Raw genomic sequence first — 18854 nt, 5'->3', positions numbered from 1 at the left:
CCTACAGCGGTTGCGTTAACCCCTCGCGGCGAGGACTGCATTAACCCTGTAGGAGCGAGGCTTGCCCGCGAAGGCGTCAGATCAGACGACGCAAAAACTAAGCCCTGAATTGCCCAAGGCTCGCCTTCAACTGCGCCGCCAACCCATCCAGCACCTTGCCGCTGGCCGTGGTTGCCACGACAGCCTGAGCCGCCTTCTCGGCCTGTGCATGAATGGTCTCCACGCGACCACGCACCGCCTGAGCACCCTGCGCCTGATGCGCGGCCGCCTGGGTCGCCAGACCGATCGCCGCGTGCACCTGCTCCACCGAAGCCTGCACCGATTGCTGCAACCGCGCGCTGTCACGCAACACCAGCAAGCCTTCGCTGGCCTGACGCCCCGCCTGCCCGATTGCCGCCACCGCTTCCCGCGCGCCCTGCTGCAAGGCCACGATGTGCGCCTGGATGTCGCCGGTGGAGCTTTGAGTCTTGCTCGCCAGCGCCCGCACTTCGTCGGCCACCACGGCAAAACCACGACCGGTTTCGCCGGCACGCGCCGCCTCGATGGCCGCGTTCAGCGCCAGCAAGTTGGTCTGCTCGGCGATGCCGTGAATCACCGTCAGCACCACCTCGATCTGCTCACTCTGCTGCGCCAGCCGCTCGATCACTTGCGCACCGGTATCGACCTGCCCGGCCAATGCCTCGATCAGACTGCCGACTTTCGCCGACGTCCGAGTGTTTTCATCGGTGGCCTGACGGATATCCACAACCTGCTTCAGCGCCGCCTGCATGGCATGGCTCTCGGACTGTGCCTCATCGGCCATCTGCGACAAAGCCCGCAGGCTCTCGGCCACTTCGTCGCGCTGCATGCCCGCTGCCGCATCGGCGCCGGCATTGCGCAGGGTCATGGCGCCGATTTCCACGCCGGTGCGCTGAGCCACGTCACCGGCTTCGCGCACGATCGGCTGCAACTTATCCACAAAGCGATTGACCGCCGAGGCCATCGCGCCGATTTCATCCTTGCTGTTGATCTGCACGCGCTTGGTCAGGTCGCCCTCGCCGGCCGCCAGATCATCCATGGCGACAATCAGCATCTTCAAGCGATTGACCACGCGACGCCCCAGCACCACGGCGAGCAGCAGCAGAACGCCAGCCCCCACCAGCGCCAGGCTCACACCGATGCGCCAGCGCAGGGTCGCCGCCGCTTCCTGCACGGTACCGGTGGTATTGGCTTTCATCTCGGTGGCGGTGGATTGCGCCGACTGCAGGCGTGCGCGCATGGCTGCCGCACTGTCAGCTGCCGCACCCTTGAGGCTGTCGCCCACCAACTGATCGCTGCTGGCGATCAGTGTGGCGAAACGCTTGTCCAGGGCAGCGAGATCGGTTTCCACCGAAGCAGTCGAAACCCCCATCAGGACCTTGCCGATCTCCACGCCATTGGGGTTGATGGAGGATTCGACGTAGTAGACCGAAGGATCGGACTTGGCCGCATCCAGCACCTTGTCCAGCGCCCGCTCGCCCTGGCCCTTCTCAAGCAGGGCCTTGTTGATCGGGTTTTCCCGGTTCAGATAGCGGGTCAGGTGCTGGCCGGTCGCGTCGTCATAGACCACGAACAGCACGTTCGGATTGCGCTGCGCCCGGCGGGCGAATTCGGAAAGGGTCGGAATGTCGTTGTCCCACATGGCGCGGGGTGCGACCGAGGCCAGGAGCTGCGCCATATCGTTGGCGGAGTCCTTCAGGTCTTTTTCCAGGGTTGCACGCAGTTGTGCCTGCTCTTCTTCCAGTCGCGAGGACAGACCGGCTGTGAGCCGTTGCCGCGTGCTGGCCGAAAGGCTGTCGAGGCTGGAGGTGACTTCACGCCCCGCCTGCTCCAGTTCGCCGGAGAGTTTTTGACTGTCAGCTCCCAGGCGCGAAGCCAGATCGGCTTCCAGCGCAGTCACCGTGCTCCGGGTCAGAGCAACGGCTACCAGCACCTGCACCAAAAGGGCGATACCGAGAGTAACGAATACAGGCCGCAACAGACGGCTTTGTAACAGGGAGAGAACAGCCGACATTGAAATCCCTCTGCTTTGGCGCCATTAAATTGATAGCACGCCGGAAGCAATGCTTTTTTCAATGTTCGCTGCAAAGGTCATGCCGCGCGACGGGCATATACGACAAAGGCCCCGATTAAGGGGCCTTTGTGTTTTACATCAACGACTTATCAGGCGAACGGGTGACGCAGAACGATGGTTTCGTTGCGGTCCGGACCTGTCGAAATAATGTCGATCGGCGCGCCGACCAACTCTTCGAGACGGGTGATGTAGTTGCGTGCCGCCTGCGGCAGCTCTTCCAGGGTCTTGGCGCCCAGGGTGGATTCTTTCCATCCCGGCATCTCCTCGTACACTGGCTCCAGGCCGATGTAGCTGTCGGCGTCGGTCGGCGCGTCGATCACTGCACCGTCCTGGTTCTTGTAGCCAACGCAGATGTTGATGGTTTCCAGACCGTCCAGTACGTCCAGCTTGGTCAGGCACAGGCCCGAGATGCTGTTGACGTCGATGGCGCGACGCAGGATGACGGCATCGAACCAGCCGCAACGACGGGCACGACCGGTGGTTGCACCGAATTCGTGGCCACGCTTGGCCAGGAAAGCACCCACGTCGTCGAACAGTTCAGTCGGGAACGGACCGGAACCTACGCGAGTGGTGTAAGCCTTGGTGATACCCAGGATGTAGTCGATGAACATCGGACCCACACCGGAACCGGTGGCGATGCCGCCGGCAGTGGTGTTGGAGCTGGTGACGTACGGGTAGGTACCGTGGTCGATATCCAGCAGGGAACCCTGGGCACCTTCGAACATGATGTCCTTACCGGCGCGACGAAGCTCGTGCAACTCGGCGGTGACGTCGAGCATCAGCGGCTTGAGCAGCTCGGCGTATTCCATGCACTCGTCCAGAGTCTTCTGGAAGTCGATGGCAGGCTCTTTGTAGTAATTGACCAGTACGAAGTTGTGGTAATCCAGCAACTCGCCCAGTTTGGCGGCGAAACGCTCGCGGTGGAACAGGTCGCCGATACGCAGGCCGCGACGTGCAACCTTGTCTTCGTAGGCCGGGCCGATGCCGCGACCGGTGGTGCCGATCTTGTGCTCGCCACGGGCCTTTTCACGGGCCTGGTCCAGTGCTACGTGGTAGGACAGGATCAGCGGGCAGGAAGGGCTGATGCGCAGACGCTCGCGCACCGGTACGCCTTTCTCTTCCAGCTTGTTGATTTCCCGCAGCAGGGCGTCAGGTGCAACCACCACGCCGTTGCCGATCAGGCACTCTACGCCTTCGCGCAGTACGCCCGACGGAATCAGGTGCAAGACAGTTTTTTCGCCGTCGATCACCAGTGTGTGACCAGCGTTGTGGCCACCCTGGTAGCGCACTACGGCGGCAGCATGTTCGGTCAGCAGATCAACGATCTTGCCTTTGCCCTCATCACCCCATTGGGTGCCCAGGACTACGACATTCTTACCCATAACACTTGTCCTCATTCGCGCAAACTTGGTGCCGGCGGCGGCCGGCAGGAAAACTCAAGAAGCCAGTGGCGATACTTGCCAAAGCCCGTTCTGCTGAATCAATTGCCGGTCGCAGTCCGCTTCACGGGCGGCGGCCAATGGTTGCCCAGGCAAGGCCTGAACGACACGCTGACCCTCACTGCGCAACTGGCAAACCTGCTGCCAGAGTGCCGCATCCGTACTATCAGGCATCCAGATACCGCCAGACGGTAGCTCGATCTCAGCACGCCCCAGGGTCACCAGGGTTTTCAAATCGGTAGAGAAGCCGGTTGCCGGACGGGCACGACCGAAGTCGGCGCCGATGTCGTCGTAACGACCGCCCTGGGCAATGGACTGGCCAACGCCCGGCACGAACACCGCGAACACCACACCGGTGTGGTAGTGGTAGCCGCGCAGCTCACCGAGGTCGAAGTACAACGGCAGTTCCGGGAAACGCACGGACAGACGCTCGGCAATCGCCAGCAGGTCGTCCAATGCCGCCAAAACCGGAGCCGGGGCTTTCGCCAGACGCTCACGAGCCGCTTCCAGCACTTCGCGGCCACCGCACAGATCCACCAGCGCGCGCAGCATGTCCGACAGATCCGCCGGCAGACCTTCGGTCAAGGTAATGACCTCGTCGATGGCCTTGCGTTGCAATGCATCGAACAATTGCTGCTCGACTTCACCGGACAAACCGGCGGCGCGAGCCAGGCCGCGGTAGATGCCGACATGCCCCAGGTCCATGTGCACGTCCGGCACATCGGCCAGTTGCAGCATGGCCAGCATCAGGCTGATCACTTCTACGTCGCTGCTCGGGCTGGCATCGCCGTACAGCTCGGCGCCCAGCTGGATCGGGCTACGCGAGGACGACAGGGCGCGCGGCTGGGCGTGCAGTACGCTGCCGGCATAGCACAAGCGGTTGGGGCCTTCGCGACGCAGGGTGTGCGCATCGATGCGCGCTACTTGCGGCGTAATGTCGGCACGGAAACCCATCTGCCGACCCGATTGCGGGTCGATGACCTTGAAGGTGCGCAGATCCAGGTCCTGACCTGCGCCGGTCAGCAGGGATTCCAGGTACTCGATATGGGGAGTCACGACGAACTCGTAACCCCAGCTCTGGAACAGATCCAACACCTGACGACGCGCGACTTCTATGCGCGCCGCCTCCGGTGGCAGTACTTCTTCGATGCCATCTGGCAGCAGCCAGCGGTCTACCGTTGCCATTACGCCATTCCCCTTTGATCCGGGCGGCAAGCCGTTGGGCGAGCCTTGAGTGAAGCAGAAAATGATCCGCCCAGCGAAAGCAGCGCGCATGGGCGACGAAGCGAAAAGCCTGAAATGGGCTTCGCCAAGCACTTTCCTCGTAAAACCTGTCGAGCCATCAGGCCTTGGCATCCGCACAAAAACAGCAATCAAACATGCAGACGCAAAAAAGCCGGGAATTTCCCGGCTGCCGCATCATACACACGTTTTCCCAAAGGATCACCCCGCCAGAGGTTTTAACCGCCGGGCGGGGTGATTTCGGTCAACGTCGTATCAAGGCTTGGCTTTTTCCAGGTAGTGGAAGAAGTCACTGCTTGGGTCCAGGACCATGACGTCGGATTTGTTCGCGAAGCTTTCACGGTAGGCACGCAGGCTACGGTAGAACGCGTAGAACTCCTGATCCTGACCGTAGGCCTTGGAATAGATCGCAGCGGCCTGGGCATCGCCGTCACCGCGAATCTCTTCCGATTCACGATAGGCTTCAGCCAGCAGCACGCGGCGTTGACGATCGGCGTCGGCACGGATGCCTTCGGCCAGCTCGTTACCCTTGGCGCGGTGCTCGCGAGCTTCACGCTCACGCTCGGTGCTCATACGTTCGAACACGCTGCGGTTCACTTCTTTTGGCAGGTCGATGGTCTTGACGCGAACGTCGACCACTTCGATGCCCAGTTCCTTTTCGGCCATCTTGTTCAGCGATGCGGTGATGTCAGCCATCAGCGCATCACGCTCACCCGATACCACTTCGTGCAGGGTGCGCTTACCGAACTGGTCACGCAGGCCCGATTCCAGACGACGGGACAGACGCTCGTCGGCAATCTGCTTGAGGCCGGAAGTCGCGGTGTAGAAACGCTCGGCGTCCTTCACACGCCACTTGGCGTAGGCATCAACCATCACGGCTTTCTTTTCCAGGGTCAGGAAGCGTTGTGTCGGCGCATCCAGCGTCATCAGGCGAGCGTCGAATTTGCGCACCTGGTTAACGTAAGGCACCTTCACATGCAGGCCTGGCTGAACATCTGCCTGGACCACACGACCGAACTGCAGCAACACCGCGCGCTCGGTCTGAGCCACGATGTAGAAGCAGTTCCAGGCTGCGATGGCCACGACGACGCCGACAATAAGGGCGATCAGCGATTTATTGCTCATCAGCGACTCTCCCTGGTACGTGCTGGCTGTTGTTGCAGATCAGCTGCTGCACGCGCATTCGCTTCATTGCTGCTGGCTGCCGCACTGCTCATCGGCGAGCTGGTGCTACGACCACTGCTGTCGATCATCTTGTCCAGCGGCAGGTAGAGCAGATTGTTCTGGCCTTCCTTGTTGCCGGTCACGAGAACCTTGCTGGTGTTGCTGAAGACTTCCTGCATGGTGTCCAGGTACAGACGCTGGCGGGTGACTTCAGGGGCCTTGCGATACTCGGCAACCAGTTTGGTGAAGCGATCGCCCTCACCCTTGGCGCGCGAGATGGTTTCGTCTCGGTAACCGTTGGCATCTTCGAGAATGCGCTGGGCCTGACCACGGGCTTCCGGCACAACGCCGTTGGCATAGGTTTCAGCCTGGTTGCGCGAACGCTGCTCGTCTTCACGGGCACGGATCACGTCATCGAAGGCTTCCTGAACTTCACGCGGTGCTGCTGCGCTCTGTACGTTGACCTGGGTTACGGTGATACCGGTGCGGTAGGTGTCCATGAAGCGCTGCAGACGATCCTTGATTTCGCTGGCCATCTGCTCACGACCTTCGGTCAGCACCTGATCCATCGCGGTGGAACCCACCACATGGCGCAGGGCACTGTCGGTCGCGTGCTGCAGGCTGATCTCCGGCTGATCGACGCTCAGCACGAAGTCCTGCAGGTTGCTGATCTTGTACTGCACGGTCAGCGGCACTTCGACGATGTTCTCGTCTTCGGTCAGCATCTGGCCCTGCTTGGTGTACGCACGCTCACGCGTGACGTTTTCCATGTACTTCTTGTCGATCGGCGGGAAATAGATGTTCAGGCCAGGACCCACTGTCTCGTAGTACTTGCCGAAGCGAAGCACCACGGCTTGCTCCTGCTCGTCGACTACATAGACCGCGCTGTACAGCCATACGGCTGCCGCAACGACCAGACCGATACCCAGCAGACCGCCGAAGCCGCCACTCTTGCGCGGGCCACCGCCGTCATCACCACCACGTTTCTTGCCACCACCGAACAACCCGTTCAGGCTTTCCTGCAGCTTACGGAAGGCCTCGTCGAGATCTGGTGGTCCCTTGCGATCGCCGTTATTACGACGCTTGCCACCCCAAGGATCCTGATTATTCGAGTTGCCACCCGGCTCATTCCAAGCCATAGCGCTCTCCATCTGATAAAGCAAAGACGCACCCACGGCGCGCCGACCAATGCTACAGAATGCCTGTCACCACGACACAACCGCTTTTTCAGGCTTTTATTGCAAAGTGTGTTGCTCGATGAAGTCCAGCGGCTGCAAACCTTCGCGGCTCACCAGTCGATTCAGTTCGACTCGTGGCAAGCGAACGGCCAGCAGGCTGATGCCTTCCTCGTCGTGTTCTTCCTTTTGTACCGCACCGACTTCGAAAAACTGCGCACGCAGTCGAGCAAAACGTTGCGGCAAGCGCAAGGTGCCAACAAACAAATCCTCGCCGAGCAGTTCGGCAACGGCCTGTTTGAGCAGATCCAGACCGGAACCGTCCTTGGCCGACAACCAGACCCGCTGCGGCTTGCCATCGGCATCACGCTGGATCTGCGGCTCAACGCCCTCGAGCAAATCGAGTTTGTTGTATACCTCAAGTATCGGCAAGTCCTGGGCCCCGATCTCGCCGAGCACCACCATGACCTGTTCGATCTGCGCCAAGCGCTCGGGCTCATGGGAGTCGATCACGTGCAGCAGCAGGTCGGAGTTGCTCGACTCTTCGAGCGTAGCCCGAAATGCCTCGACCAGTTTGTGCGGCAGGTGGCGAATGAAGCCCACTGTGTCGGCCAGCACGATCGGCCCGAGGTCATTGAGCTCAAGACGGCGCAAAGTCGGGTCGAGGGTGGCGAACAGTTGATCGGCGGCGAAGACGTCGGATTCGGTGACGGAGTTGAACAGGGTCGATTTGCCGGCGTTGGTGTAGCCCACCAGTGAAACCGTCGGGATCTCCGCGCGCTTGCGGCCGCGACGCGACTGCTCGCGCTGGCTGCGAACCTTTTCCAGGCGCCCCTTGATCTGCCGCAGGCGAACCCGCAACAGGCGTCGGTCGGTTTCCAGTTGGGTTTCACCCGGACCACGCAGACCGATACCGCCCTTCTGACGCTCAAGGTGAGTCCAGCCACGCACCAGCCGCGTACTCATGTGCTCAAGCTGGGCCAGTTCGACCTGGAGCTTGCCTTCATGGGTGCGGGCGCGTTGGGCGAAGATATCGAGAATCAGACCCGTGCGGTCGATCACGCGACACTCGAAAACACGTTCGAGGTTACGTTCCTGACTGGGCGTGAGGATGTGATTGAAAATCACCAGATCGACCTGTTCGGCCTTGACCAGGTCGCGCAGCTCCTCGACCTTGCCACTGCCAATCAGGTATTTGGCGGTTGGCCGATTGCGCGGCACGTTGAAAAACGCGGCGGTCTCGGCGCCAGCCGACGCTGCCAACTCCTGAAACTCCTGCGGATCTTCGCGCGCCTCAGGGTCCTGACCATCCAAGTGAACGAGAATGGCTCGTTCCCCACCACCGTGGCGCTCAAAGAACAAAGGAGACTCCTATCAGGCGTTACCTGGCTCAGCATCGCCAGATTCGTTATCACCTGCGCTTGGCAGACGAATCGGACGAACCGGCACTACTGTAGAGATAGCGTGTTTGTAGACCATCTGGCTTACGGTGTTTTTCAGCAGGATAACGAACTGGTCGAAGGACTCGATCGTGCCTTGCAGTTTGATACCGTTGACCAGGTAAATGGACACCCCAACTTTTTCTTTACGTAAAGTGTTCAAGTAAGGGTCTTGTAGCGAATGCCCTTTTGACATGTGCCGCACTCCTTTAAGGATTCAATAATAAAAAATAGGTAAACGATGACTTGTGGCCGTCACACCCCCAAGGATAGACGGCAATTGCAAGGACTCAGCTCAATATGGAGATCGTCCCCAAGTATTTCAAGGCGCGCGGCAGATTGTCGCAATCCAGGCTGTCCAGCCAATGTAAATCAGCCCAACTGCGCAACCAGGTGAACTGACGTTTTGCCAATTGTCGCGTGGCTATGATTCCACGCTCCTGCATCTCGGCAGCAGTCAGTTTGCCGTCCAGGTAATCCCAGACTTGTCGGTAGCCTACTGCACGTATAGACGGCAACCCGGCATGCAGGTCACTTCGCTCACGCAGGGCTACGACCTCGTCGATGAATCCCTGTTCCAACATTAAAGTGAATCTTTGTTTAATTCGCTCGTGCAGTACCTGGCGATTTGCCGGAGCAATGGCCAAGTTCGCGACAGTATAGGGCAATTGTTGCCGTCCCGAAGCCGCAGCTTCAGTACTTTGCGCAGATTGTTGCAGGCGCAGGTCAGTCATGCTTTGACCACTGACACGATAAACTTCCAGCGCTCGACTGAGTCGTTGCGGATCGTTCGGATGAATGCGCGCGGCCGACACCGGATCGATCACCGCCAATTGATCATGCAGGGCTTGCCAGCCAAGGCGCGCAGCTTCTTCTTCGATCTGCGCACGCACTTGCGGATCGGCTGCCGGCATGTCCGCCAGGCCATCGATCAACGCCTTGTAGTAGAGCATCGTGCCGCCTACCAACAGCGGAATTTTTCCCCGCGCGGTGATATCGGCCATCGCTTCGAGGGCATCACGGCGAAAATCCGCTGCCGAATAACTCTCCGCCGGATCGAGAATATCGATCAGACGGTGCGGAAACTCTGCCAGAAGCTCTTTGGAGGGCTTGGCCGTGCCGATGTCCATGCCGCGGTAGACCAGCGCCGAATCGACACTGATCAGCTCGCAGGGCAGCACCTTGGTGAGCTCGATGGCCAGATCGGTCTTGCCCGCCGCGGTCGGGCCCATCAGGAAAATCGCGGGTGGGAACTGGCTCATCAACGACCGCGCAAGAACAGTTTGTCCAGATCATCCAGACCCAATTGGGTCCAGGTTGGCCGGCCATGGTTGCATTGGCCGCTGCGTTCGGTGTTTTCCATGTCCCGCAGCAGACCGTTCATTTCCGGAATCGCCAGGCGCCGGTTCGCTCGCACCGCGCCGTGGCAGGCCATGGTCCCGAGTAACTCATTCAGGTGCGCCTGAATGCGGTCGCTGGTGCCGTACTCCATCAGGTCGGCCAGCACGTCGCCGACCAAGCGGTTGGCTTCGGCCTGCTTGAGCAGGGCCGGGATCTGCCGGATCGCCAGGGTTTCCGGACCCAGGCGCTGCAATTCGAAGCCCAGGCGCTGGAACCAGGCGGCGTGTTCTTCGGCGCAATCTGCTTCACGCTGACTGACCGCCAGCGACTCGGGCACCAGCAGCGGCTGGCCGCTCAAGCCCTCACTGGCCATCGCGATTTTCAGGCGCTCGTACATGATCCGCTCGTGCGCGGCGTGCATGTCCACCAGCACCAGACCCTGGGCGTTTTCCGAAAGGATATAGATGCCTTTGAGCTGAGCCAGCGCATAACCCAACGGCGGAATATCACCCTGCCCGGCTGGCAATGCCGTCGCACCGGCTTCAGGCAGCGGCGCGAAGAACTCACGATAGGCGGCCTGCGCTTCAGCGGCAGGAACCGCGGACTGCGGACGCGGGGTGTATTGATATTGATAGCCACCACCGGAACCTGCGCCCGACGGCGTATTGAATGAGGGCTGTGCCTGTGGCTGCTCCAACAGGGCATTGGCCGCCAGGCTCATTTCGCCCTGAGGGCCGAACTCGCCCGCGTCCAGCCCGGTAGGCCGCACGATGGCGGTCGCAACCGGCGCCGCCAGATGATCTTCCGGCCGTACATCGCCCAGGGCGCGGTGCAAGGTGCCATAAAGAAAGTCGTGAACCATGCGCCCTTCACGGAAACGCACTTCGTGCTTGGTCGGGTGCACGTTGACGTCGACGCCGGTCGGGTCGACCTCGAAAAACAGCACAAACGTCGGATGCCGGCCGTTGAACAGCACATCGCGATAAGCCTGGCGCACCGCGTGGGCGACCAGCTTGTCGCGCACCGCGCGGCCGTTGACGAAGAAATACTGCAGATCCGCCTGGCTGCGGTTGAACGTCGGCAACCCGACCCAACCCCACAAATGCAGGCCATTGCGCTCGATTTCGATCGGCAGCGCCTGCTCGAGGAAGCCGGGCCCGCAAATCGCCGCCACCCGCCGGGCACGGGCGGCATCGTCACGGGCTTCGTGCAGACTGAGGATGGTCTTGCCGTTATGGCGCAAATGGAACGCCACGTCGAAGCGTGCCAGGGCCAGGCGCCGGATCACTTCCTGCAGATGATCGAATTCGGTTTTTTCGGTTTTGAGAAACTTGCGACGTGCCGGCGTATTGAAAAACAGGTCGCGGACTTCAACCGAAGTCCCCACCGGATGCGCGGCCGGTTGAACCCGGGGCGACATCTCGCGGCCTTCGGTTTCGACCTGCCAGGCCTGATCGGCGTCGCGGGTACGCGAGGTCAGGGTCAGGCGGGCCACGGAACTGATCGATGCCAGCGCCTCGCCGCGAAACCCCAGGCTCATTACCTGTTCGAGGTCTTCCAGATTACGGATTTTGCTGGTGGCGTGACGGGCTAGGGCCAGAGGCAAGTCATCGGCGGAAATGCCGCTGCCGTCATCCCGCACCCGCAGCAGCTTGACGCCGCCCTGCTCCACGTCGACATCGATGCGCCGGGCGCCGGAGTCGAGACTGTTTTCCAGCAGTTCCTTGATCACCGACGCCGGACGCTCGACCACCTCGCCGGCGGCGATCTGGTTCGCCAGTCGGGGGCTGAGCAGCTCGATACGAGCACTGTTGATCACGGCCTCACTCATTCCTTGGCCGCCAGTTCCGTACCCGGAATGGTCAAATGTTGACCTACTTTGAGCTCATCGCTGGAAAGTTTGTTCGCGCTACGCAGCGCGGCTGGCGAGATCTGATAACGCACGGCAATCATCGCCAGGGTTTCGCCCGGGCTCACCCGGTGGTCACGCGGCCCTTGGGCGATCTTGCCGGAGTCACGCAGCCAGGCGATGTAAGTGCCCGGTGGCGGGTTCTGCTGGAAGAACTGCCGCACGCCACTGCTGATCGAGCGCGCCAGCGCCTGCTGGTGGCTCGAAGCGGCAAGCTTGGAAGCTTCGTTGGCGTTGGAGATGAACCCGGTTTCCACCAGGATCGATGGAATGTCCGGCGATTTCAGCACCATGAATCCGGCTTGCTCTACCCGCTGTTTGTGCAGCGGCGTGACTCGACCGATGTTGCTCAGGACTTTCTGGCCAACGTTCAGACTGGAAGTCAGGGACGCGGTCATCGACAGGTCCAGCAGCACGCCAGCGAGCATACGGTCCTTGTCATCGAGGCTGACGTTGCCGGCACCACCGATCAAGTCGGAACGGTTTTCACTGTCGGCCAGCCAGCGCGCGGTCTCGGAAGTCGCGCCGCGATCGGACAGGGCGAACACCGAGGCACCGAAAGCGGCAGTCGAAGGCGCGGCGTCGGCGTGGATCGAGACGAACAGGTCGGCGCCCTTCTTGCGGGCGATCTCGGTACGTCCGCGCAATGGAATGAAGTAGTCGCCGGTACGGGTCAGTTCGGCGCGGAAGCCTTTCATACCGTTGACCTGACGCTGCAATTCGCGGGCGATCTGCAACACCACGTCTTTTTCACGCTGGCCGCGAGAGCCGGAGGCACCCGGGTCTTCGCCGCCGTGACCGGCGTCGATCACCACAATGATGTCGCGCTTGCCGGCAGGTGCCGGTGGCAGCTTGATTGCCGGCTCCGCAGGCGTGACCGGCACTGCCGGAACGGTGGCCACCGAAGGGCTTGGCGCAGGCGGTGGAGCGGCGTCCGCAGGGTTGTCGAACAGATCGACCACCAGTCGGTTGCCGTACTGGGCATTCGGGGCCAGGGAGAAGCTTTTCGGCGTCACGGCCTTTTTCAGGTCGATGACCACCCGCAGGTCGGTCGGTGTGCGCTGAGCGGAGCGCATCGCCGTGATCGGAGTATTGGCACCGTTGATGTTCAACGGCGCGCCCAGGGTGGCGCCATTGATGTCGATGACCAGACGATCGGGAGCCGTCAGGGTGAAGACGCTGTGTTGCACGGGACCTGTCAGGTCAAACACCAGCCGTGTGTTGTCCGGCGCCCGCCACAGGCGCACGCTGTTGACCTTCGTCTCGGCCATGGCGTCTACGGTTACAGCCAGAAACAACACCCCAACGGCAGCAACCAACGCGCGAAAGCGCATACCTAACCCCATCATCTATTTGGATTCCAATGCCAAAGCGGCACACCACGATTCGCCACGCGAACCCTGGGACAAAATTTTCAGCGAACGCCCGCTGTCTTGCGGGCTAATGGTAATGGTCAGGTCAGGCTTTGGCAAAAAGCCTGCACCTTTATCCGGCCATTCGATCAGGCACAGAGCATCGTCTTCGAAATAGTCGCGGATACCGAGGAATTCCAGTTCTTCCGGGTCGACCAGACGGTAGAGGTCGAAGTGAAAGGCGCGAATGTCGCCGATCTCGTAGGGCTCGACCAGGGTAAAGGTCGGGCTTTTCACCGCGCCGACGTGCCCAAGCCCCCGGATAATGCCCCGGGACAGGGTGGTTTTGCCCATCCCCAGGTTGCCCTCGAGAAAAATCAGGCCGTGCCCCTTTGTGATCTGTGCGATACGCGTACCGAACGCGGTCATCGCCTCTTCATCCGCCAGGTACAGGGTTACTTCAGACACGGTGCATGCTCCTCCAACAACTGACGAATGGCTGGTATCAGATCACTGGCCGCCAGCCCACGGCCGAATTTACCTTGTTGCTCACCGGCATTGGCATGCAGCCAGACCGCCAGGCAGGCTGCATCGAAAGCCTCCATGCCTTGGGCCAGCAGTGCGCCGACCAATCCTGCCAACACATCACCCAAACCCGCGATGGCCATGGCCGGGTGTCCCTGATGACACACCGCCAGCCGTCCGTCGGGGCTGGCGATCAGGCTGCCGGCACCCTTGAGAATCACGACCGTTGAGTATTTTTTGCTCAACGCATGGGCGGCGGCCGGGCGATCGGTCTGAACCTGGGCGGTACTGATACCGAGAAGTCGCGCCGCTTCGCCGGGATGCGGGGTGATCACGCAATCCCTGGGCAAATTCACCCGTTCTTCGGCCAACTGATTCAGCGCATCGGCGTCCCAGACTTGCGGCAGCGGTGCGTTGGCCGCAGCGGACAACAGGCTGCGGCCCCAGGCAGCTTGGCCAAGACCGGGACCGACGACCAACACGGAAACTTTTTGAAGCAATTCCATCAACTGATTGGCCGACGAAGTCCCCAGCACCATCGCTTCGGGGATTCTGGCCAGAGCGGCGGGCACATGTTCGCTACGAGTCGCCACTGACACCATGCCCGCGCCGCTGCGCAACGCACTTTGCGCGCTCAGCAGGATCGCCCCACCCAAACCGCGATCGCCACCGATCAGCAGCAGATGACCGAATTTGCCTTTATGGGAAGTGGGTGGCCGGGCGGCCAGACGCGGCAGATTGCCGGAGGTCAGGCGCAGCGCGCTGATTGGCGCCGCTTCGAGCAGTTGCGGGTCGGCGTGCAGGTCGTTGAAAACCAGTTCACCCACCACATCGGCCGCATCGCCGGTGAACAGGCCCAGTTTCAGGCCGATGAAGGTGACGGTCAGATCGGCCCGTACCGCGCAGCCGAGGATGCGACCCGTGTCGGCGCACAGCCCGGAAGGGATATCCACCGCCACGACCGGCAGGCCACTGGCGTTGATCGCGGCAATCACGCTGGCGTAGGGCTCGCGCACCTCACCGCTGAGGCCGATGCCGAGCAAGGCGTCCAGTACCAGGCCGCGCAATTCGGCTTGCACCGTCCAGGGCTCGATAGAAACCTTTTCCGCCTGGGCTTCGGCATGGGCCGAGGCCGCGTCGCCGCGCAGCAATTGCGGATCACCCGCCGCCAGAACCCGCACCGACCAACCGGCACGCCTGGCCAGTACGGCCACCAGATAACCGTCGCCAGCGTTATTGCCATGCCCGGCAACCACGGTCAGTTCGTTCGCCGCCGGCCACTTGCGCACCAGCGCGCGCCAAGTAGCCCGCGCGGCCCGCTGCATCAATTCGAAGCCCGGCGTACCGGCCGCAATCACACTCGCATCCAGTGCTCGAACCTGCGCGGCGCTGTACAGCGCGTCGGGGAAATCATCTTTAGTGTGCGGCATGCGTCTTCGGGCTCCGATGTCTGGCAGAATTATACGCACCTCAGCTCCGGTTTCTCTCGCCTCATGCCCGCTATTACCACAGACCTGCCCGCCCTCGCCCAATCCATCAAGGACTGGGGCCGCGAGCTGGGCTTCCAGCAAGTCGGCATCAGCGGCCTGGACCTGGCCGAACACGAGCAGCACCTGCAACGCTGGCTCGAGGCGGGCTACCACGGCGAAATGGACTACATGGGCGCCCATGGCAGCAAGCGCTCGCACCCCGAAGAACTGGTACCGGGCACATTGCGCGTGGTTTCGCTGCGCATGGACTACCTCTCGGGCGACACCCAAATGGCGCAGCTTCTGGCCCAACCGGAAAAAGCCTACGTCTCGCGTTATGCCTTGGGCCGCGATTACCACAAATTGATCCGTAAACGCGTGCAGCAACTGGCGGAAAAAATCCAGGCGCAGATCGGCCCGTTCGGTTTTCGTGCCTTCGTCGACAGCGCTCCGGTGCTGGAAAAAGCCATCGCCGAACAGGCCGGCCTGGGTTGGATCGGCAAAAACACCCTGGTCTTGAATCGAAAGGCAGGAAGTTACTTCTTCCTCGCCGAGTTGTTCGTCGATTTGCCACTGCCCGTGGACCCGCCCCATGCCACCGAGCACTGCGGTCGATGCAGTGCCTGCCTGGACATCTGCCCGACCAATGCTTTCGTCGGCCCTTATGTGCTGGATGCCCGGCGCTGCATTTCCTACCTGACCATCGAGCTAAAGGGTGCGATTCCCGAGGATCTGCGACCGTTGATCGGCAATCGTGTATTCGGTTGCGATGATTGCCAGATCGTCTGTCCGTGGAACCGCTTTGCCCGGCCGTCCGGGGAAAGCGATTTCAAGCCGCGGCATAACCTGGACAACGCCGATCTGGCTGAGTTGTTCATGTGGGATGAAGACAAATTTCTCGCCAGCACCGAAGGCTCGCCGCTGCGTCGGACAGGTTATGTGAACTGGCTGCGCAATCTGGCGGTGGGGCTGGGCAATGCGCCTTCGACGATTCCGGTGATCGAAGCGCTAAAGGCCCGCCGCGATCATCCCTCCGAAATGGTCCGCGAACACGTCGAGTGGGCCCTCAAACAACACGGCCTCCTGTAGGAGCGAGCACGCTCGCGATGAACGACCGGGCACCGCGGGGCGTCAGGCAGCCAGCGTTATCGTTGACGACCATCGCGAGCAGGCTCGCTCCCACAGAGAAATATCAGGCTTCGTCGTTGTAGACGAACTTGGGCATTTCCCAGTGGAAACGGATCGCCAGCAAGCGCAGCAGGAAGCCGCCGAACAGTGTGATCAGTAGCGCCTGCTCGCTCGGCACGTTCAGATAAAGGCAGAGCATGTAGCACCAGGCCGCCGCAAAGGAGACGCTGGCGTAAAGCTCGCGACGAAAGATCAGCGGAATGTCGTTGCAGAAGATATCCCGCAGGATGCCGCCGAACACCCCGGTGATCACCCCGCTGACGGACGCGACCAGCATGCCGTGGCCCATTTCCAGGGCGGTCATGCAGCCGATCAGGGTGAAGGCCACCAGACCGACGGCGTCGAGCACCAGAAACAGTGAGCGCAGGTGACGCATCCAGCGTGCAGCGAACACCGTGAACATCGCTGCGATGCTGGTCAGCACCAGGTATTCCGGGTGTTTGACCCAGGTCAGCGGATAGTGTCCGAGCAGCACATCCCGCACCGAACCGCCACCCAATGCCGTGACGCAGGCGATCAGCACCACGCCGAACCAGTCCATGCCCCGACGGCCTGCGGACAGGGCGCCGGTCATGGCTTCGGCGGTGATGGCGATGAGGTAGAGCATCAACAGCATGGTGGCGATCCTTGCGAAAAAGGCGCGCAGTCTACGCATTTCACCACTGGCTTGTGTAGGCGCTGCCCTTCGACAGCGCCTGCAAAAGAGCGTCCGATCAGAACTTGATGAAGTGCTTGCGGTAATGCTGCAGCTCGGCGATGGATTCGCGGATGTCGTCCAGGGCCAGGTGGGTGCTGCCCTTCTTGAAGCTGTCACGCACGTCCGGCGCCCAGCGTGCCGCCAGTTCCTTGAGCGTCGAGACGTCGAGGTTGCGGTAATGGAAGAAGCTTTCCAGGGATTTCATGTGCGTATAAAGGAAGCGGCGATCCTGGCAGATGCTGTTGCCGCAGATCGGCGACTTGCCCCGTGGCACCCACTTCTCCAGGAACTCGATGGTCTGGGCTTCGGCTTCGGCCATGCTGATGCGGCTTTCGCGCACGCGCTGGGTCAGGCCCGAGTTGCCGTGGGTGCGGGTGTTCCATTCATCCATGGTGGCCAGGACTTCGTCGCTGTGGTGAATGGCGATGACCGGACCTTCGGCCAGGGTGTTCAGGTCACTGTCGGTAACGATGGTGGCCATTTCGATGATGACGTCGGTGTCCGGGTTCAGACCGGTCATTTCCAGGTCGATCCAGATCAGGTTTTGCGAACTTTGCATGTGTCGGCTCCTAGGCAATGCTGCGCAGTTTAGCTTAGGCCGGCGGCCGGGCGTGCTAAACTCGCGGCCGTTTTACCTAATCGCTGCATTCTTTCAATACGGAACACCCATGGCCAAACGCCAACTCAATCGTCGCCAGAACTGGCGCATCGAAAAGATTCAGGGCGAACGCGCTGCCCGCGCCGCCAAACGCGAGTCCTCGGCTGTCCAGGCACTCGAGGGCGGTGATCTGGGCCCGGAACAGCACGGACTGGTGATCGCGCACTTCGGTGTGCAGGTCGAAGTCGAAGCCCGTGATGGCGAGCACGCGGGCCAGGTGTTCCGTTGCCACCTGCGCGCCAACCTGCCGGCGCTGGTGACCGGCGACCAGGTGGTCTGGCGTGCCGGCAACCAGGGTATCGGCGTGATCGTCGCGCAACTGCCGCGCCACACCGAGCTGTGCCGTCCGGACAGCCGGGGCCAGCTCAAGCCGGTGGCGGCCAACGTCGACATGATCGTGATCGTGTTCGCGCCGCTGCCCGAGCCCCACGCCAACCTGATCGACCGCTACCTTGTCGCCGCCGAACACGCGGGCATCAAGCCGCTACTGTTGCTGAACAAGTACGACCTGATCGATGAGAACAACGCTCCGGCCTTGAATGCCTTGCTGGGTGTCTACCGCACCCTGGGTTATCCGGTGCTGGAAGTGTCGGCGCACCACGGCAACGGCATGGAGCTACTGCAACAGAAGCTGGACGGGCGCATCAGCGTGTTCGTCGGCCAGTCCGGCGTCGGCAAGTCGTCGCTGGTCAACAGTCTGCTGCCGGACGTCGAAACGCGCGTCGGACCGTTGTCCGAGCTGTCCGGCCAGGGTACTCACACCACGACCACCGCGCGTTTGTTCCACTTCCCCGGCGGCGGTGAGCTGATCGACTCCCCGGGCATCCGGGAATTCGGCCTGGGCCATGTCAGCCGCGCCGATGTCGAGGCCGGTTTCATCGAGTTCAACGACCTGCTCGGCACCTGCCGCTTCCGCGACTGCAAGCACGACCGCGAACCCGGTTGCGCCCTGCTCAAGGCCCTGGAAGATGGCCGCGTGCAGCAACAGCGGATGAACAGCTACCGCTCGATCATTGCCAGCTTGCCGGAGACCGGCTACTGAGCCTTGGTTGCAGAAACGAAAAAGCCGCGATGATCTCGCGGCTTTTTTGTGGCTGATGTTTTGTGTTGATTCGACTATTGCCATCGCGAGCAGGCTCGCTCCCACATTTGGAATGCATTTCC

17 protein-coding genes are annotated in these 18854 nt (G+C 61.5%); 3 read left to right on the top strand and 14 right to left on the bottom strand.

What is annotated here, in order from left to right:
• Positions 1-97: 97 nt before the first annotated feature.
• The 3 genes from ACW9JE_RS19335 to ACW9JE_RS19325 form a co-directional block, all read right to left on the bottom strand.
• Positions 98-2032, bottom strand: coding sequence for a methyl-accepting chemotaxis protein (locus tag ACW9JE_RS19335; protein WP_224535690.1), 1935 nt, complete (start codon positions 2030-2032; stop codon positions 98-100).
• Positions 2033-2181: 149 nt separating this feature from the next.
• Positions 2182-3474 carry an adenylosuccinate synthase gene (locus ACW9JE_RS19330; RefSeq protein WP_175375456.1) on the bottom strand — a complete coding sequence of 431 codons (1293 nt, stop codon included), beginning with the start codon at positions 3472-3474 and terminating at the stop codon, positions 2182-2184.
• A 54-nt stretch (positions 3475-3528) separates the two neighbouring features.
• Positions 3529-4716: an ATP phosphoribosyltransferase regulatory subunit gene (locus ACW9JE_RS19325; RefSeq protein WP_175375455.1), complete on the bottom strand. Its 1188-nt coding sequence runs from the start codon at positions 4714-4716 to the stop codon at positions 3529-3531.
• 49 nt (positions 4717-4765) lie between these two features.
• Here ACW9JE_RS19325 and ACW9JE_RS19320 point away from each other — a divergent pair, with 49 nt between their 5' ends.
• Positions 4766-5011, top strand: a complete 246-nt coding sequence (locus ACW9JE_RS19320) for a hypothetical protein (RefSeq protein WP_224535689.1) — start codon at positions 4766-4768, stop codon at positions 5009-5011.
• Between the two features lie 17 nt (positions 5012-5028).
• Here ACW9JE_RS19320 and hflC read toward each other — a convergent pair whose 3' ends face one another.
• The 9 genes from hflC to ACW9JE_RS19275 form a co-directional block, all read right to left on the bottom strand.
• On the bottom strand, positions 5029-5898 hold the full coding sequence (hflC, locus tag ACW9JE_RS19315; RefSeq protein ID WP_224535688.1) for a protease modulator HflC: 870 nt from the start codon (positions 5896-5898) through the stop codon (positions 5029-5031).
• Entirely contained in the window at positions 5898-7076 is a 1179-nt protein-coding gene (gene hflK, locus ACW9JE_RS19310; RefSeq protein ID WP_224535687.1) for an FtsH protease activity modulator HflK, read from the bottom strand. The genes hflC and hflK overlap by 1 nt, the downstream gene beginning before the upstream one ends.
• Before the next feature lie 96 nt (positions 7077-7172).
• Positions 7173-8474, bottom strand: a complete 1302-nt coding sequence (gene hflX, locus ACW9JE_RS19305) for a ribosome rescue GTPase HflX (RefSeq protein WP_457433638.1) — start codon at positions 8472-8474, stop codon at positions 7173-7175.
• A gap of 12 nt (positions 8475-8486) precedes the next feature.
• The gene (gene hfq / locus ACW9JE_RS19300) at positions 8487-8747 is read right to left on the bottom strand and encodes an RNA chaperone Hfq (RefSeq protein ID WP_110966069.1); all 261 of its coding nucleotides are present in this window, start codon (positions 8745-8747) and stop codon (positions 8487-8489) included.
• Between the two features lie 94 nt (positions 8748-8841).
• Positions 8842-9813: a tRNA (adenosine(37)-N6)-dimethylallyltransferase MiaA gene (gene miaA, locus ACW9JE_RS19295; RefSeq protein WP_457433637.1), complete on the bottom strand. Its 972-nt coding sequence runs from the start codon at positions 9811-9813 to the stop codon at positions 8842-8844.
• A complete protein-coding gene (gene mutL, locus ACW9JE_RS19290; RefSeq protein WP_457433636.1) occupies positions 9813-11723 on the bottom strand; it encodes a DNA mismatch repair endonuclease MutL in 1911 nt (636 codons plus the stop codon). Before mutL ends, miaA begins: the two co-directional genes overlap by 1 nt.
• A complete protein-coding gene (locus tag ACW9JE_RS19285; protein WP_411961554.1) occupies positions 11720-13150 on the bottom strand; it encodes an N-acetylmuramoyl-L-alanine amidase in 1431 nt (476 codons plus the stop codon). The genes mutL and ACW9JE_RS19285 overlap by 4 nt, the downstream gene beginning before the upstream one ends.
• Positions 13151-13621 carry a tRNA (adenosine(37)-N6)-threonylcarbamoyltransferase complex ATPase subunit type 1 TsaE gene (gene tsaE / locus ACW9JE_RS19280; RefSeq protein WP_224535683.1) on the bottom strand — a complete coding sequence of 157 codons (471 nt, stop codon included), beginning with the start codon at positions 13619-13621 and terminating at the stop codon, positions 13151-13153.
• Entirely contained in the window at positions 13609-15108 is a 1500-nt protein-coding gene (locus ACW9JE_RS19275; protein WP_457433635.1) for an NAD(P)H-hydrate dehydratase, read from the bottom strand. Before ACW9JE_RS19275 ends, tsaE begins: the two co-directional genes overlap by 13 nt.
• Positions 15109-15171: 63 nt before the next feature.
• Here ACW9JE_RS19275 and queG point away from each other — a divergent pair, with 63 nt between their 5' ends.
• Positions 15172-16236 (top strand): tRNA epoxyqueuosine(34) reductase QueG, encoded by a 1065-nt coding sequence (queG, locus tag ACW9JE_RS19270; RefSeq protein WP_224535681.1) that lies wholly within the window; start codon positions 15172-15174, stop codon positions 16234-16236.
• A 103-nt stretch (positions 16237-16339) separates the two neighbouring features.
• Here queG and ACW9JE_RS19265 read toward each other — a convergent pair whose 3' ends face one another.
• Positions 16340-16951 (bottom strand): trimeric intracellular cation channel family protein, encoded by a 612-nt coding sequence (locus ACW9JE_RS19265; RefSeq protein ID WP_224535680.1) that lies wholly within the window; start codon positions 16949-16951, stop codon positions 16340-16342.
• 97 nt (positions 16952-17048) lie between these two features.
• Positions 17049-17591 carry an oligoribonuclease gene (gene orn, locus ACW9JE_RS19260; protein ID WP_224535679.1) on the bottom strand — a complete coding sequence of 181 codons (543 nt, stop codon included), beginning with the start codon at positions 17589-17591 and terminating at the stop codon, positions 17049-17051.
• Positions 17592-17700: 109 nt separating this feature from the next.
• Between orn and rsgA the strand changes: the two genes are divergently transcribed.
• Positions 17701-18732 (top strand): small ribosomal subunit biogenesis GTPase RsgA, encoded by a 1032-nt coding sequence (gene rsgA, locus ACW9JE_RS19255; RefSeq protein ID WP_457433634.1) that lies wholly within the window; start codon positions 17701-17703, stop codon positions 18730-18732.
• Positions 18733-18854 lie beyond the last annotated feature (122 nt).

The sequence above is a fragment of the Pseudomonas sp. SDO55104_S430 genome (genome assembly GCF_054070595.1).
Note: the sequence above shows the minus strand (reverse complement) of the source record. Positions and strands in the feature narration are given on the sequence as shown.